Consider the following 13879-nt stretch of genomic DNA (forward strand, 5'->3'; position numbering starts at 1 on the left):
GGTTGACTTTCTTCATGAATGCTTCGATAAGCGCGCATCCCGGCCGGCTTTCCGCGCCGGGTATCGTTATTCTTTGACCTGATGGCATGTGCCAAAGGTCATTCACACAGCCCGAAAAGGGCGCGCTGTTCGAGGTGGCGAAAGCCGGAAACACCCAATCGGGGACCACAGAACGCGGTTAGACAAAGGAAAGACGCATGTTTGCGGTCCTCAAGACTGGCGGCAAGCAGTACAAGGTTCAGGCGGGCGATGTGCTCCGTGTTGAAAAGCTGGCTGCCGACGCAGGTGAAAAAGTTCAATTCAACGATGTTCTGATGCTGGGCGGCGACGCACCGGTTGTTGGTGCACCTTTCGTTGAAGGCGCAGGCGTACAGGCCGAAGTGATCGAACAGATCAAAGGTGACAAGGTCATCAAGTTCGTCAAGCGCCGTCGTAAGCACAGCTCGAAGCGTACCGTTGGTCACCGTCAGAAACTGACTCTGGTCAAAATCACCGACATCCTGTCGTCGGGCGCTGACAAGTCGGGCATCAAAGCTGCAACCGGTTCGGCACCGGCTGGCGAAGCTGCTCCGGTAGCGAAAAAGCCTGCCAAGAAAGCTGAAGCCAAAGCAGAGGCACCCGCCGCAGCTGCTGCCGCCGACGATCTGACAGCCCTTAACGGTGTCGGCCCTGCCGCTGCCAAAAAGCTGGTTGAAGCCGGTATCGAAAGCTTTGCCGCTCTGGCCGCCTTGTCGGACGAGCAGATTGCTGCTATCGACACCATCAAAGTGAAACCCGAATGGGTTGAGCAAGCCAAAGAGCTGGCTCAGGGCTAAGGAGAGAGAGAATGGCACATAAGAAAGCTGGCGGTTCCTCCCGTAACGGTCGCGACTCAGCTGGTCGTCGCCTTGGCGTGAAGCTGTATGGTGGCCAGGCCGCCATCGCAGGCAACATCATCGTACGTCAGCGCGGCACCAAGTTCTGGCCGGGCGAAGGCGTAGGCATGGGCAAAGACCATACCATCTTTGCAACTGTCGATGGCGCCGTGAAGTTCCATAAGGGACTTAAAAACCGCACCTTTATTTCGGTCCTGCCAGTGGCGGAGGCCGCAGAGTAAGCCGAAACCCAGAAGGTTTAAGAAAAATTCATGGGGGACCGGCACAAAGTGCCGGTCCCTTTTTCGTTTTAACGCAGTCGTGATCACCAGAACCGATGACAGTCGCAACCACCAGTTTCCTGATTTTTGCCGCTTCGCAGGTCGGCACGCCGGGACCGGCCAATATGGTCCTGCTGGGAACAGGTGCGCGTTTTGGCTTTCGGTCGGCACTGCCCTTTGTGGGCGGGGTCATTCTGGGAAAACAGCTGATCATCTGGCCGGTTGGATTTGGCCTGATGCAAGTTGCCGATCAAGCGCCGTTGGTGTTCGAGACACTCAAATATGCTTCTGCTGCATATATTTGCTGGCTCGCGTGGAAAATTGCCAATCTGCGGCTTTCCCGAGGTCAATCGGATAAGCAAGTGCCCGGTTTTCTGGCGGGGTTAATAGTGCATCCTCTTAACCCTAAGGCTTGGGCAATGATTATCGCAGGCTTCACCGGGTTTGTGGCAACAGGAACACCCAGTTTTGAGGCGACCCTCACGATCGCTCTCTGTTTGTTAATCTGCCAGATCGTATTGCACCCGATCTGGACATTTGCCGGAGATCGGATCGCCCATGCGGTTGAAGGTCGGCCTGCGGAAAAATATCTGATGTGGACGTTAGCCAGTTTGACAGTTGCGTCCGTACTTTTTGTGTTGTTCGGAGGAGGAACGCACTCATGAAAATTGAGGCAATAATAAATCAGCCGGTCATTGAAACCGAGCGGTTCGACCTTCGCCCTCTGCGTCGGTCGGATTTGGGTCTCATTGAGCACTATGCAGGCGATGAGCGTGTGGCGCGCATGACGACATCGATCCCGCATCCATTGCCACCTGGCTCGATTGAGGCGTTTGTGATGCGCGCGATGGCCGAAGACCGGGACGAGGATGTCTGGGCAATGGATGCCACAAAGGATGGTGGCCCGGAGCTGATCGGACTGATTTCATTGACCCGGCTGGATCGCAACCAGTCCGAGGTCGGCTATTGGGTCGCCCCGGTGTATTGGAACACCGGCATTGCATCGCTGGCCGTTGAAACGCTGGTCAACGCCAATCCGCTGAAAAACGCGACCATGTTTGCCAGCGTGTTCCAGGACAACCCGGCCTCGGCCCGGGTTCTGACCCATTGCGGGTTCCAGTATCTTGGCGATGCGGAAACCTATTCGGTGTCGCGCGATGCGAATGTGCCCACCTGGACCTATACAAAGAAACTCTGACTTGTGGCCGATGGGGCCTTTGCAGTAGGGGACAGCTATGAAATTTCTCGATCTTGCAAAGGTCTACATCCGGTCCGGGGCCGGAGGTGGCGGCTGCGTCAGCTTTAGACGTGAAAAGTACATCGAATACGGCGGACCCGATGGCGGGGACGGCGGTAAAGGCGGTTCGGTTTGGGCCGAAGTTGTGGACGGGCTGAACACCCTGATCGACTTCCGCTATCAGCAGCACTTCTTCGCCAAAAACGGCCAGCCCGGTCGCGGTCAGCAGCGTACCGGCAAGGATGGCGATGACATCATCTTGCGCGTGCCAGTTGGGACCGAAATTCTGGACGAAGACGAAGAAACCGTGATCTGCGACCTGACTGAGGTCGGTCAACGGTTTTTGCTGGCCAAGGGCGGCAATGGCGGATTCGGCAACCTGCATTTCAAATCGGCAACCAATCAGGCCCCGCGCCGTGCAAATCCGGGGCAGGCGGGGATCGACCGCACAATCTGGCTTCGGCTAAAGCTGATCGCGGATGTGGGTCTGTTGGGCATGCCCAACGCGGGCAAGTCGACCTTTCTGGCCGCAACATCGAATGCGCGACCCAAGATCGCCGACTATCCGTTTACTACGCTGCACCCCAATCTGGGCGTTGTCGGTGTCGATAATGTAGAGTTCGTCGTTGCCGACATCCCCGGACTGATCGAAGGCGCGCATGAAGGGCGTGGAATCGGTGACCGGTTTCTGGGCCACGTGGAACGCTGCGCTGTGCTTTTGCATCTGATCGACGGCACCTCGGAAACTGTGGTCGAAGACTATCGCACAATCATCACCGAGCTTGAGGCTTATGGCGGAGAGCTGGCGGATAAGCCACGTATCACCGTTTTGAACAAGATCGACGCTCTGGACGATGAGGAACGCGAACTGATCAAGGCCGAACTGGAAGAAGCCGTTCGCGGCCCGGTCATGACCATGTCAGGCGTTGCGCATTTGGGCGTGACCGAGGTGCTGCGGTCCTTGCGGGCTCAGATCGATGAAAACCGCCTGCGCCAGAAACCCGCCGAGGAGGCCACGCCTTGGCAACCCTGACCCATGCCCGCCGCCTGGTGGTCAAGATCGGATCGGCCTTGTTGGTCGACCGGGATACGGGATTGCTCAGGTCGGATTGGCTGAAATCGCTGGCGCAGGACGTGGCTTGGCTGAAAGGGCAGGGGACAGATGTTGTTCTGGTCTCGTCCGGGTCAATCGCGTTGGGTCGAGGTGTACTTGGCCTGCCGATGCAGAATCTGCCGCTGGAACAGTCACAGGCCGCTGCGGCGGTTGGACAAATCCGGCTTGCCCGTGCGTATGAAGAAGCGTTGACGCCGCATGAGATCAAAACCGCTCAGGTGCTGGTCACGTTGGAAGACAGCGCGGATCGGCGGCGTTATCTGAATTCCCGTGCAACGCTGGAAACGCTGCTGAGCCTGGGTGTTGTTCCGATTGTCAACGAAAACGATACAGTCGCCACGGATGAGATCCGGTATGGCGACAATGACCGGCTGGCAGCGCAAATCGCCGTGACCATCGGCGCGGATCAGTTGATCCTGCTTTCAGATGTCGACGGGTTCTATTCGGGCAATCCCAACGAGGACACGACAGCCACCCGATATGACGTGATCAAACAGATCACGCCCGAGATCGAGGCCATGGCAGGTGACGCGGGATCGGGGCTGTCAAAGGGCGGCATGAAGACCAAGCTGTTGGCTGCCAAGATGGCAACCGCAGCTGGCTGCGATATGGCGATAACTGAAGGATCACCCCTGAACCCGCTGAAAACGCTTGAAAATGGAGCGAGCTGCACTTGGTTCACGGCCACGCTCGATCCGCATGCAGCCCGGAAACGCTGGATTTCGGCGATGAAACCGCGCGGAGAGATCGTGATCGATGACGGCGCGGCAAGGGCGCTTTCCAATGGCAAAAGCCTGTTGCCCGCTGGCATTGTCGAGGTCACGGGTGATTTTGGTCGCGGCGATCCCGTCGCTGTTCTGGATGCGCAGGCGCGGAGGCTGGCACAGGGGCTAAGTCGCTATACCGCGCAAGAGGCGGATGCGATCAAAGGACGTAAATCGTCTGAAATCGAGGCGACGCTAGGCTATCCAGGCCGCGCGGCCCTGATCCACCGGGACGATCTGGCGCTGTAAGGGCGTGATTTGATAAACTGAGACCGAAAGGCGCTTGAGATGAAGGATTTCGACAACATTCCCGCAATGATGGCCGACCTTGGTGCGCGCGCCAAAGCAGCCTCGCAAGAGCTTGCTTTTGCCACCGCAGAACGCAAGCACGCTGCGCTGATCACAGCCGCAGACGCCGTTTGGCACAAACGTGCCGACATTATCGAAGCGAACAAGAAGGATTTGGAGTTCGGGCGAGAAAAGGGTTTGAGCCCCGCGATGATGGACCGCCTGATGCTGGATGAAGCACGCGTTCAGGGCATGGTTGACGGACTGCGCACCGTCGCCGATCAGACCGATCCTGTGGGTGAGGTGTTGGCCGAATGGGACATGGCCTCGGGCCTCAACATTCAGCGTGTGCGCACGCCATTGGGTGTGATCGGCGTGATCTACGAAAGCCGTCCCAACGTGACGGCGGATGCGGGTGCATTGTGCCTGAAATCCGGGAACGCCGTGATCTTGCGAGGCGGGTCTGAGAGCTTTCATTCGTCAACCGCGATCCACGCCTGTCTGGTTGAGGGGCTAGCAGCTGCTAGCTTGCCCGAAGACGCCATTCAACTGGTGCCGACTCGCGACCGGGCTGCGGTGCAAGAGCTTTTGACCATGACTGATTATGTCGACGTCATCGTTCCTCGAGGTGGCAAAGGATTGGTGGGTCTTGTGCAACGCGAGGCGCGCGTGCCCGTCTTTGCGCATCTCGAAGGCATCGTTCATATTTATGTTGATAAAGCCGCCGATCCCCAGAAGACGCTGGATGTTGTGTTGAATGCCAAAACTCGGCGCACCGGTATCTGTGGCGCGGCAGAATGCTTGCTGATCCATCAAGACGTTGCAGAAACACTGGGCCGTGATCTAATCGCTGCTCTTCAAGCTGCGGGTGTTGAAGTGCATGCCGAAGGCGTTTTGGCCAATGAGAACACCATTCCTGCGTCGGATGATGACTGGGGAAAAGAGTACCTAGATAGTATCATCGCTGCACGGCCCCTCGCAGATATCGACGCCGCGATTGCGCATATCCGGCAGTTTGGCTCAAGCCACACCGATTGTATCATTACCGAGGATTCCGTGGCCGCCGAGCACTTTTTCGAACGGCTTGACAGCGCAATCCTGATGCATAACGCCTCGACCCAATTCGCGGATGGCGGTGAGTTTGGCATGGGTGCTGAGATTGGTATCGCCACCGGCAAGATGCACGCGCGCGGTCCTGTCGGTGCCGCTCAGTTGACCAGTTTTAAGTATCTGGTACGCGGAAACGGGACCACGCGGCACTAAAACCGCAGTGTCACCTGGGTTGCGGTCGTTTCTACCGTGATTCTGCGACCCATCGTCGAGGCTGTATCCGGCAGCAGGGCAAATTGAACATGCGCCGGGCTTAGTTTTTCGGTGAATCGCCCCGAGCCAATCCCTTTCCACAGTCCCGTATTGAGGTTCAGCTTGTCAGCAACGCCAGTCACCGTCCATACGTCGCCCTGAGTTTCGATTTCCACTTCGCCGCCGAAGGGCATCGCACTTTCACAGCACATCACAGCCAGAAACGCGAGTTTAACCTGATTGCGCGGGACAGGTTCGGTCAGGTTCCAACTGATCCGCAGACGCCCGGCCTTTTCCACATCTTTAAGAAGCTCGACCACTTCGGTGCGACCCAATGGCTGATCGCTTGCTGATCCAAAGGCAACGCGGAAAAACCGGATGCGGGCGCCTGCACTGCCAACGCTGCCTGAAATCAGCTCCATTTCAGGGCCTTGGACTGCGCCAACCATCTCCAACAGCTCAAGCCCGTTGGTAATTGCCCCAATGGGGCTGATCAGATCATGACAGATCCGAGAGCCGATCAATTCGGCCAGGTTGACGTCTGACGCGCCCATGCGTACCTCCTGCTGCATCTGCCTTGGACCCGGAGCCCGATATGACAGATCTGAATGCCATTCTTGCACCGGGCATGTTTGTCCGCCACCCCGATTTCCCCGATTGGGGCGTTGGACAGGTGCAGTCCAATATCGGAGGCAAGATCACCGTTAACTTTCGCGAGCAGGGGAAAGTGGTGATCGACGGGACACGCATAGCCCTGATGCCGGTCTTTGATCCGTGAAACTGGTTTAGGAAAGGTTAACAACTCGGGCAAAACGCGGGCGAGTTGCCTTTGGCCGAGCAATCGCGTTATCAGCGCGCAACCGCGATCGATGGAATTTTCTTGATGCCAGACGAAGGCCCCTCATTCACTGTCAAATTGGCCAATACCGAGGTTGAACTGCGGGCGGCCCAACGTCTGCGCTATGACGTGTTTGTTCAGGAATTGGGCGGTGGCGGCGAGATGGTGGATCATGAGGCGGGGCTCGAGAAGGATCGGTTCGATCCATACTTCGATCATATGCTCGCCATCGACGATTCATCTGGAGAGGTGATCGGCGTCTATCGACTGCTTCCTGGTGAGCGAGCTGCCGAACTGGGGCAATTCTACTCCGAGGATGAATACGATCTCACCGTTCTGAAACAAAGCGGGCGCAAGCTGTTGGAGCTTGGACGCTCGTGCGTGCATCCGGATTATCGTGGTGGCACGGCGATGTATCATCTGTGGAATGGTCTGGCTGCATACGTCACTGAGCGTGGTATTGAGATCTTGTTCGGGGTCGCGAGTTTCCACGGAACCGACGTGAGCAAATTGGCGCAGCCGCTGTCGATGCTGCATCACAACCATCTTGCCCCGCTGGATTTGCGGGTTCGGGCCCAGCCAGAGGTATTTCAATCAATGGACCTTTTGGCACCCAACGCGCTGGATCGGCGCGCGGCGATGGTTCAAGTGCCGTCTCTCATCAAGGCCTACCTTCGCCTCGGTGGATTCGTGGGCGAGGGGGCATTTATCGATCATGCCTTCAACACAACCGATGTGTGTCTGATCCTTGACACAGCCCGCATGAATGAGCGTCAGCGGCGTATTTATGGTGGAGCATAACCCTGTGAGCGACCCATCGTGGCAGAGTGAAGACGCTCCTGATCCAATTGAGCTTGGTTTCTTAGGTTGGGTCCTGGTGATACTTCGCGGTCTGCCGCTGGCCCTTCTGGTTTTTGGGGGGCTGTTCGTCTTATTGGCCATACGTCTCATCGAACGACCGCTTTATGGCGTTCAACGGCCGGTGACACCGTTCATTTCTCAGTTCGTTTGTCGCAGTGCATTTCGAATTCTCGGGATCAGATTTCGCACCTCTGGCGCGCTCATGCAGGAACGCGGCGCTGTGGTTGCAAACCATACATCGTGGTTGGATATCTTTGCGCTGAATGCCCGTAAGCGCGTGTATTTCGTATCGAAAGCCGAAGTTGCAAAATGGCCCGGCATCGGCTGGCTGGCACGCGCGACGGGTACGGTCTTTATCGAACGTGATCGCAAGAAAGCCCGCGAGCAGACCCGGATTTTCGAGGAACGTCTGAAAGCCGGGCACAAGCTGTTGTTCTTTCCTGAAGGCACTTCGACCGACGGACAGAGAGTTTTACCCTTTAAAACAACACTCTTTGCCGCGTTCTTCACTGAAGAGCTGCGGGAATTCATGTATGTTCAACCGGTTTCGGTCATCTTTCACGCTCCCCAAGGTCAGCCCGATAGGTTTTATGGCTGGTGGGGCGACATGGATTTCGGACCGCATTTGCTTAAGACTTTGGGGGCACGTCGACAAGGCACCGTGGAATTGATCTACCACGCGCCAGCTAAGGTTAGCGACTTTGAAAACCGCAAAGCTCTGGCAGCCCATTGCGAAGACGCGGTACGTCATGCGCATTCACTGGCGCGGCTTGAAAAATAGGGGCATTTGGCCCTTGCGCTGATGCTAAACCTGCCGTATACGCGCGCCATTCAAACCCGCAGGCGGGGTTTGGGCTTTTTGAGGGAGACATCCTTATCTGGCCCGCCGGTTGGAGCATCCGCTTCTTTCACCCCCGCCGAGGCGTAAACCGGAAAAGGAAAGTAAAGCATGGCTCTTCCCGAGTTCACCATGCGTCAGCTGCTAGAAGCTGGCGTTCACTTTGGTCACCAGACACAGCGTTGGAATCCCCGCATGGGCCCGTTCATCTACGGCTCGCGCAATGGCATCCACATCATGGACCTGACTCAGACCGTTCCGATGCTGGATCAGGCTCTGCAGGCTGTTCGTGACACCGTCGCAAAAGGTGGCCGCGTTCTGTTCGTAGGCACCAAGCGTCAGGCAGCTCAGCCGATCGCAGATGCCGCTGAAAAATCGGCTCAGTACTACATGAACCACCGCTGGCTGGGCGGCACGCTGACCAACTGGAAAACCGTTTCCCAGTCGATCAACCGTCTGAACCAGATCGACGAAGCCATGGAGTCGGGTGCCGAAGGCCTGACCAAGAAAGAGCGTCTGGGCATGGAACGTGACCAGGCCAAGCTGCAGGCTTCACTGGGCGGTATCCGCGAGATGGGTGGCGTTCCGGATCTGCTGTTCGTCATCGACGTCAAGAAAGAAGCACTGGCTATCGCCGAAGCCAACAAGCTGGGTATCCCGGTTGTGGCTGTTGTCGACACCAACTGCTCGCCCGATGGCGTTGACTACATCATCCCCGGCAACGACGACGCAGCGCGCGCAATCGCTCTGTATTGCGATCTGGCCGCACGTGCCGCTCTGGACGGCATGACCGCTCAGATGGGTGCTGCTGGCGTTGACCTGGGTGCATTCGAAGAAGCTCCGGTTGAAGAAGTCGTAGCCGAAGAAGCACCCGCTGAAGAAGCCGCGCCGGAAGTCAAAGCCGAAGCGTAAGCTGCCCGTCACGTAAATGACATATGGGGCAGGGTAGACCTGCCCCAATTCCGTTTGAATTGAGGAGAGCCAAAAGATGGCAATCACAGCAGCAATGGTAAAAGAACTGCGCGACTCGACCGGCGCAGGTATGATGGACGCAAAAAAAGCGCTGACCGAAACCGGCGGCAACATGGACGAAGCCGTTGACTGGCTGCGCACCAAAGGCCTGGCCAAGGCGGCCAAGAAATCGGGCCGTACCGCAGCCGAAGGTCTGGTTGCTGTTCACGTCAACGGCGGCAACGGTGTTGCTGTCGAAGTGAACTCGGAAACCGACTTCGTTGCGAAAAACAGTGAATTCCAGGAGATGGTCGGCAAGATCACCTACGCAGCCGAGGGTGTTGATGACGTCGATGCGCTGCTGGCTGCTGATCTGGGCGGCAAGTCTGTTGCAGTTACCCTGACCGACAAGATCGCCACCATTGGTGAAAACATGTCGGTCCGCCGCATGTCGAAACTGTCGGGCGATACCGTCGTGTCATACGTTCACAACGCGGCGACAACCGGCATGGGCAAAATCGGCGTTCTGGTTGCTCTGTCCGGCGGCGATGAAGCCTTCGGCAAGCAGGTTGCAATGCACATTGCGGCTGTGAACCCGGCGGCCCTGTCCGAGGCGGACATGGATCCGGAAGTTGTCGAGAAAGAGAAGCAGGTCCAGATGGACATCGCTCGCGAATCCGGCAAGCCGGAGCAGGTGATCGAAAAGATGATCGTCGGTCGCATGAAGAAATTCGTCGCCGAAGCGACCCTTCTGAACCAGGACTTCGTTGTGAATCCTGACCTGACCGTCGAAGCGGCCGCCAAAGAAGCGGGTGCGACCATCACCGGTTATGTCCGCATGGAAGTAGGCGAAGGCATCGTGGTCGAAAAAGAAGACTTCGCTGCCGAAGTTGCAAAGGCAGCCCAAGGCTAAAATCTTTTGCAGCTTCGGTTAGAGGCTGCAACAAATACCGAGCCCGGTTGCATAGCGCAGCCGGGTTTTTTTCATGTCAAAAGCCTGTGAACCGATGCTTGCGAAGATTAGTGAATTGAGGGGCCCTGCATGATGGGGATGGAAGGGCCCCTCAATAATCCCGACAAAGAGACGTGGACGAATAGACGCCTCGGTGTCAGAGCGATCAGAGAGCTTTGGTATTACAAAGATCCGATCAAAACGTTCCCTGGCTAAAGCCACCACTCACGGAACAATATCAATTTGCAATTTTATCGGGAGATTCGGAAAGTCATGTATTCCTTACCCTAGGTCAATTTGATGCTAATTAGCATCAAAATAGGGTCATGCTTCCATCACAAACATCTGATTCTGCAACGCGGCCTTCAATACGGCCTGTGCTGTTGTTTCAACCGAAAGCGCCTCACGCGCGAGTCTCAGATGTTTTTCCACCGTTGCCGAAGTCAAACCCATCAATAGCGCGATGTCCTGCGTGGTCTTTCCGTCGCCGACCCATTGCAAAGCTTCGCGCTGGCGTTTGGTCAGCGCGCGGTTCGGGGCATGATATGGCAAGGTCAGGATTTTGAGATGAGCAACATTGTTCATCAGAAGGATGTCGTCGCCGTGCTCGTTCCAAACCTCGTCCATCTCCTCCTGGCTGTGATTACGTGCCGCAAGCGAAATCGCCCCTTTGGAACGCATCGATACCGAATTGAAGCTGACCGTATAACCTACTGTAATATCACGCGACTTATTGAACTCGAAAACCCGAAGCTCTTCGTTCGACATGACCCCGCTGGACATCATGTCCTGTATCATGCTCCAACTTGCAGCGCCTTCGTTGTTCAGCGCCCATTTCAGCATGGGGGCGTGAAAATACAGGCCGGATTGAAGGAACCCTTCCAAGTAATCCGAGCAGTGATTGGTCAGGATTACAAAGTCTTCTGGATCGCCGAGCGAAGTCGCCGTTCGGTATTGCGTATACCCATACAACAGCCGGTCGAAGCCATACTTTTCCATCTGGCGGCAATGTGCATCCCAAAGCTCTTCCAGAGTTTTCGTGTAGCTCAGAAAATTCAGATACTCTTTGAGGGTCATCCTGTGTCCCTCTCAGCCAGATGCGCGGCAATCGCGTTCAGTGCAAGAACATAGCTTTGCGCGCCAAAACCACAGATCTGTCCAATCGCGACTGGTGCGATATGCGATTTGTGACGAAACGCCTCGCGCGCGTGGATGTTAGATAAATGAACTTCGACCACGGGTACTTCGGCCGAAGATATCGCATCCATCAGCGCAATCGATGTATGCGTGAATGCGCCTGCATTCAGTACTATGCCATCCTGAACGCCGCGTGCCGCGTGGATCGCGTCAATCAGCGCGCCTTCGTGATTGGATTGGAGATGGGTTATGTTTTGACCCAGCGTTTCACCATGCGCAACGCACAGGTCCTCGATCATCTGCAACGTCGTTGCGCCGTAGACCTCGGGTTGCCGTGTACCAAGCAAATTCAGGTTCGGACCATTCAGAACCAGGATATTGTGCATATTCAAACTGTCCCCATCTTCCCTTTTTCATAAACATGAATTTAAAGGTCGTCCAGCGACCTTCGCTCTTATGGGTAGAGCTTCATTGACGCATGCAGGTTGCTGGATCGGCTCAATCCCATCCCCTATTCAATTATCTTCCATCGTGACCACAACTTTACCGAGAGCCTCGCGCCGTTCGAGCATGCCAATTGCCTCTGCCGCCTGGGTTAGCGAAAATCGTGCACTGATACGGGGTGAAATCACTCCCGAACCATATAGGCGGAACAACTCGGCCAGGTTCTGTGCGTGCCCTTTCGGGTCGCGAAATACGGACGCGCCCCAGAACACCCCGACGATCTGACAGCCCTTGAGCAAAGTCAGGTTCAGCGGAATGCTGGGGATGCCGGCAGGAAAGCCAACAACCAGATAACGCCCACCCCATGCCATACTTCGCAAGGCGGGCTCAGCGTAGTCTCCGCCGACCGCGTCGTAGACCACATCCACACCTTCGCCCCGGGCCAGTGCCTTTATCTCGGCGGACAGGGCCTTTTGCGCTTCGCGGTCCAGATCGCGTGGATAGATCAGCGTCTGGTCTGCGCCAATATCTCTGCAAAACAATGCTTTACCTTCAGACGAGACCGCCGCGATCACATGTGCCCCCATCGCTTTGGCTAGCTCGATCGCCGCAGACCCAACGCCACCGGCGGCCCCCAGAACAAGTACTTTTTCGCCGGACTTAAGTAGCGCACGGTCCTTGAGGGCGTGGTATGAAGTGCCGTAGGTGAAGACAAAGCTGGCCGCATCTTCAAACGGCATCACGTCGGGTATCTTGACGGCAGTCGCTGGTTTGAGCTTCAGATGCGTAGCGAACCCTCCGTGCCCTGTGAGCGCCAGAACCCGATCACCAGGCGCGAAGTCTGTGACGCCTTCTCCGACCGAGACAACTTCTCCGGCGATTTCACCACCTGGCGCAAAGGGGCGGGGTGGTTTTATCTGATAGAGGTCCCGGATCATCAGCGTATCAGGGAAGTTCACCCCGGCGGCGCGGATACGCAATACAATTTCATCTGACTCAGGGGTTGGATCGGGCAGGGTGGTCAGTTCCAAACTCTCGGGGCCGCCTGGTGTGACGCTGAGTAATGCCTGCATGTTTTTCATTTGCCTCTTGCTTCACCTGTTTTGAAATCGTTGGATTGTCAGCACGTATTGTCAAGAAGACCTCACGCCAGAATCCCAGATCGCCTGAATGGAGTGCACATGACGCCCGAGACTTTGTTTTCGCTCAGTGGAAAGACGGCACTGGTAACGGGGGGTGCCACCGGTATCGGTCGAATGGCGGCCGAGGCGTTGGTACGTGCCGGGGCGCATGTACTGATCGCTTCTCGCAAAGGCGAGGCATGCGAGGAGGTTGCAACAGAGTTGAACGCTCTGGACGCACCAGGCTCGGCCGAAGGGTTTGCTGGCGACATCAGCAGTGAGGCGGGTATAGATGCGCTGGTAGATGAAGTCAAAAGTCGCACTCAAGCGATTGATATACTGATGAATAATGCAGGTGTGTCTTGGGGCGCGCCGATGGGGCAGTTCCCTCATTTCGCTTGGGACAAAGTCATGTCGGTTAATGTCGCAGGCGTATTTGATCTGACCCAAAAATTGCTGCCACTTCTGATGAAATCCGCAACCGACGAGGATCCTGCGCGGGTCATCAATGTAGGTTCGGTCATGGGTGAAGTTCCGATGGGTGACGGGGCCTACAGCTATTCCGCGTCCAAAGCGGCGGTTATTCACCTGTCCAAAATCATGGCTAAAGAATTGGCACCCTACAGAGTTACGGTGAATGCGCTGGCCCCGGGACCATTCGTATCGCGCATGACGGCCTTTGCGACCGAGGACGAAACCAAGCGCGCGCGGGTCGGCAAAGGTGTTCCACTGGGCCGGGTTGGCCAGGCCGAGGATATCGCTGGTTGCATGTTGTTTCTATGCGGTCGCGGAGGCAGCTATGTCACTGGCGCGGTCATCCCTGTCTCCGGCGGGATAAATGTGCAGACCGGTGGCAATATCTTTGCCGATGCCCTTTAGCCGTGGGTTCATACGCAG

17 protein-coding genes are annotated in these 13879 nt (G+C 56.5%); 13 read left to right on the top strand and 4 right to left on the bottom strand.

From position 1 onward, the window contains the following. The first annotated feature begins 197 nt into the window (after positions 1–197). The 7 genes from ACR0JG_RS10870 (at position 198) to ACR0JG_RS10900 (ending at position 5801) form a co-directional block, all read left to right on the top strand. The gene (locus ACR0JG_RS10870; protein ID WP_170421606.1) at positions 198–815 is read left to right on the top strand and encodes a 50S ribosomal protein L21; all 618 of its coding nucleotides are present in this window, start codon (positions 198–200) and stop codon (positions 813–815) included. An 11-nt stretch (positions 816–826) separates the two neighbouring features. After that, positions 827–1096, top strand: a complete 270-nt coding sequence (rpmA, locus tag ACR0JG_RS10875; protein WP_010440093.1) for a 50S ribosomal protein L27 — start codon at positions 827–829, stop codon at positions 1094–1096. A gap of 95 nt (positions 1097–1191) precedes the next feature. Continuing rightward, positions 1192–1800: a LysE family translocator gene (locus ACR0JG_RS10880; RefSeq protein WP_170509934.1), complete on the top strand. Its 609-nt coding sequence runs from the start codon at positions 1192–1194 to the stop codon at positions 1798–1800. Continuing rightward, positions 1797–2333, top strand: coding sequence for a GNAT family N-acetyltransferase (locus tag ACR0JG_RS10885; protein ID WP_480569692.1), 537 nt, complete (start codon positions 1797–1799; stop codon positions 2331–2333). Before ACR0JG_RS10880 ends, ACR0JG_RS10885 begins: the two co-directional genes overlap by 4 nt. Before the next feature lie 37 nt (positions 2334–2370). After that, the gene (obgE, locus tag ACR0JG_RS10890) at positions 2371–3405 is read left to right on the top strand and encodes a GTPase ObgE (protein ID WP_480569695.1); all 1035 of its coding nucleotides are present in this window, start codon (positions 2371–2373) and stop codon (positions 3403–3405) included. After that, complete coding sequence (gene proB / locus ACR0JG_RS10895; protein WP_170393083.1) at positions 3393–4499, top strand: glutamate 5-kinase; 1107 nt, start codon at positions 3393–3395, stop codon at positions 4497–4499. Before obgE ends, proB begins: the two co-directional genes overlap by 13 nt. Positions 4500–4538: 39 nt before the next feature. After that, entirely contained in the window at positions 4539–5801 is a 1263-nt protein-coding gene (locus ACR0JG_RS10900; protein ID WP_480569697.1) for a glutamate-5-semialdehyde dehydrogenase, read from the top strand. On the opposite strand, the gene ACR0JG_RS10905 is transcribed toward ACR0JG_RS10900, so the two are convergent. Next, a complete protein-coding gene (locus ACR0JG_RS10905) occupies positions 5798–6394 on the bottom strand; it encodes a histidine phosphotransferase family protein (protein ID WP_480569700.1) in 597 nt (198 codons plus the stop codon). The genes ACR0JG_RS10900 and ACR0JG_RS10905 overlap by 4 nt on opposite strands. Before the next feature lie 41 nt (positions 6395–6435). Here ACR0JG_RS10905 and ACR0JG_RS10910 point away from each other — a divergent pair, with 41 nt between their 5' ends. The 5 genes from ACR0JG_RS10910 (at position 6436) to tsf (ending at position 10241) form a co-directional block, all read left to right on the top strand. After that, complete coding sequence (locus tag ACR0JG_RS10910) at positions 6436–6618, top strand: DUF3553 domain-containing protein (protein WP_170393080.1); 183 nt, start codon at positions 6436–6438, stop codon at positions 6616–6618. Positions 6619–6723: 105 nt separating this feature from the next. After that, on the top strand, positions 6724–7479 hold the full coding sequence (gene olsB / locus ACR0JG_RS10915) for an L-ornithine N(alpha)-acyltransferase (protein ID WP_480569703.1): 756 nt from the start codon (positions 6724–6726) through the stop codon (positions 7477–7479). Then, positions 7466–8320: a lyso-ornithine lipid O-acyltransferase gene (gene olsA, locus ACR0JG_RS10920; RefSeq protein WP_480571082.1), complete on the top strand. Its 855-nt coding sequence runs from the start codon at positions 7466–7468 to the stop codon at positions 8318–8320. Before olsB ends, olsA begins: the two co-directional genes overlap by 14 nt. A 168-nt stretch (positions 8321–8488) precedes the next feature. Continuing rightward, the gene (gene rpsB / locus ACR0JG_RS10925; protein WP_170405761.1) at positions 8489–9289 is read left to right on the top strand and encodes a 30S ribosomal protein S2; all 801 of its coding nucleotides are present in this window, start codon (positions 8489–8491) and stop codon (positions 9287–9289) included. A 76-nt stretch (positions 9290–9365) separates the two neighbouring features. Then, a complete protein-coding gene (gene tsf / locus ACR0JG_RS10930) occupies positions 9366–10241 on the top strand; it encodes a translation elongation factor Ts (protein ID WP_480569706.1) in 876 nt (291 codons plus the stop codon). A gap of 363 nt (positions 10242–10604) precedes the next feature. Here tsf and ACR0JG_RS10935 read toward each other — a convergent pair whose 3' ends face one another. The 3 genes from ACR0JG_RS10935 to ACR0JG_RS10945 form a co-directional block, all read right to left on the bottom strand. Next, a complete protein-coding gene (locus ACR0JG_RS10935; RefSeq protein ID WP_170393076.1) occupies positions 10605–11357 on the bottom strand; it encodes an autoinducer binding domain-containing protein in 753 nt (250 codons plus the stop codon). Further along, complete coding sequence (aroQ, locus tag ACR0JG_RS10940) at positions 11354–11803, bottom strand: type II 3-dehydroquinate dehydratase (protein WP_170509909.1); 450 nt, start codon at positions 11801–11803, stop codon at positions 11354–11356. The genes ACR0JG_RS10935 and aroQ overlap by 4 nt, the downstream gene beginning before the upstream one ends. 129 nt (positions 11804–11932) lie before the next feature. Beyond that, on the bottom strand, positions 11933–12934 hold the full coding sequence (locus ACR0JG_RS10945) for an NADPH:quinone oxidoreductase family protein (RefSeq protein ID WP_480569709.1): 1002 nt from the start codon (positions 12932–12934) through the stop codon (positions 11933–11935). Between the two features lie 108 nt (positions 12935–13042). Here ACR0JG_RS10945 and ACR0JG_RS10950 point away from each other — a divergent pair, with 108 nt between their 5' ends. Then, on the top strand, positions 13043–13861 hold the full coding sequence (locus tag ACR0JG_RS10950) for an SDR family NAD(P)-dependent oxidoreductase (RefSeq protein WP_170405770.1): 819 nt from the start codon (positions 13043–13045) through the stop codon (positions 13859–13861). Positions 13862–13879 lie beyond the last annotated feature (18 nt).

Source organism: Ruegeria sp. AD5, from assembly GCF_056542345.1.

Excerpts from the sequence above, each read along its gene's own strand:
- ACR0JG_RS10870 (WP_170421606.1), top strand. The coding sequence starts at position 198 with ATGTTTGCGGTCCTCAAGACTGGCGGCAAGCAGTACAAGGTTCAGGCG.
- rpmA (WP_010440093.1), top strand. The coding sequence starts at position 827 with ATGGCACATAAGAAAGCTGGCGGTTCCTCCCGTAACGGTCGCGACTCA.
- ACR0JG_RS10880 (WP_170509934.1), top strand. The coding sequence starts at position 1,192 with ATGACAGTCGCAACCACCAGTTTCCTGATTTTTGCCGCTTCGCAGGTC.
- ACR0JG_RS10885 (WP_480569692.1), top strand. The coding sequence starts at position 1,797 with ATGAAAATTGAGGCAATAATAAATCAGCCGGTCATTGAAACCGAGCGG.
- obgE (WP_480569695.1), top strand. The coding sequence starts at position 2,371 with ATGAAATTTCTCGATCTTGCAAAGGTCTACATCCGGTCCGGGGCCGGA.
- ACR0JG_RS10900 (WP_480569697.1), top strand. The coding sequence starts at position 4,539 with ATGAAGGATTTCGACAACATTCCCGCAATGATGGCCGACCTTGGTGCG.
- ACR0JG_RS10905 (WP_480569700.1), bottom strand. The coding sequence starts at position 6,394 with ATGGGCGCGTCAGACGTCAACCTGGCCGAATTGATCGGCTCTCGGATC.
- ACR0JG_RS10910 (WP_170393080.1), top strand. The coding sequence starts at position 6,436 with ATGACAGATCTGAATGCCATTCTTGCACCGGGCATGTTTGTCCGCCAC.
- olsB (WP_480569703.1), top strand. The coding sequence starts at position 6,724 with ATGCCAGACGAAGGCCCCTCATTCACTGTCAAATTGGCCAATACCGAG.
- olsA (WP_480571082.1), top strand. The coding sequence starts at position 7,466 with ATGGTGGAGCATAACCCTGTGAGCGACCCATCGTGGCAGAGTGAAGAC.
- rpsB (WP_170405761.1), top strand. The coding sequence starts at position 8,489 with ATGGCTCTTCCCGAGTTCACCATGCGTCAGCTGCTAGAAGCTGGCGTT.
- tsf (WP_480569706.1), top strand. The coding sequence starts at position 9,366 with ATGGCAATCACAGCAGCAATGGTAAAAGAACTGCGCGACTCGACCGGC.
- ACR0JG_RS10935 (WP_170393076.1), bottom strand. The coding sequence starts at position 11,357 with ATGACCCTCAAAGAGTATCTGAATTTTCTGAGCTACACGAAAACTCTG.
- aroQ (WP_170509909.1), bottom strand. The coding sequence starts at position 11,803 with ATGCACAATATCCTGGTTCTGAATGGTCCGAACCTGAATTTGCTTGGT.
- ACR0JG_RS10945 (WP_480569709.1), bottom strand. The coding sequence starts at position 12,934 with ATGCAGGCATTACTCAGCGTCACACCAGGCGGCCCCGAGAGTTTGGAA.
- ACR0JG_RS10950 (WP_170405770.1), top strand. The coding sequence starts at position 13,043 with ATGACGCCCGAGACTTTGTTTTCGCTCAGTGGAAAGACGGCACTGGTA.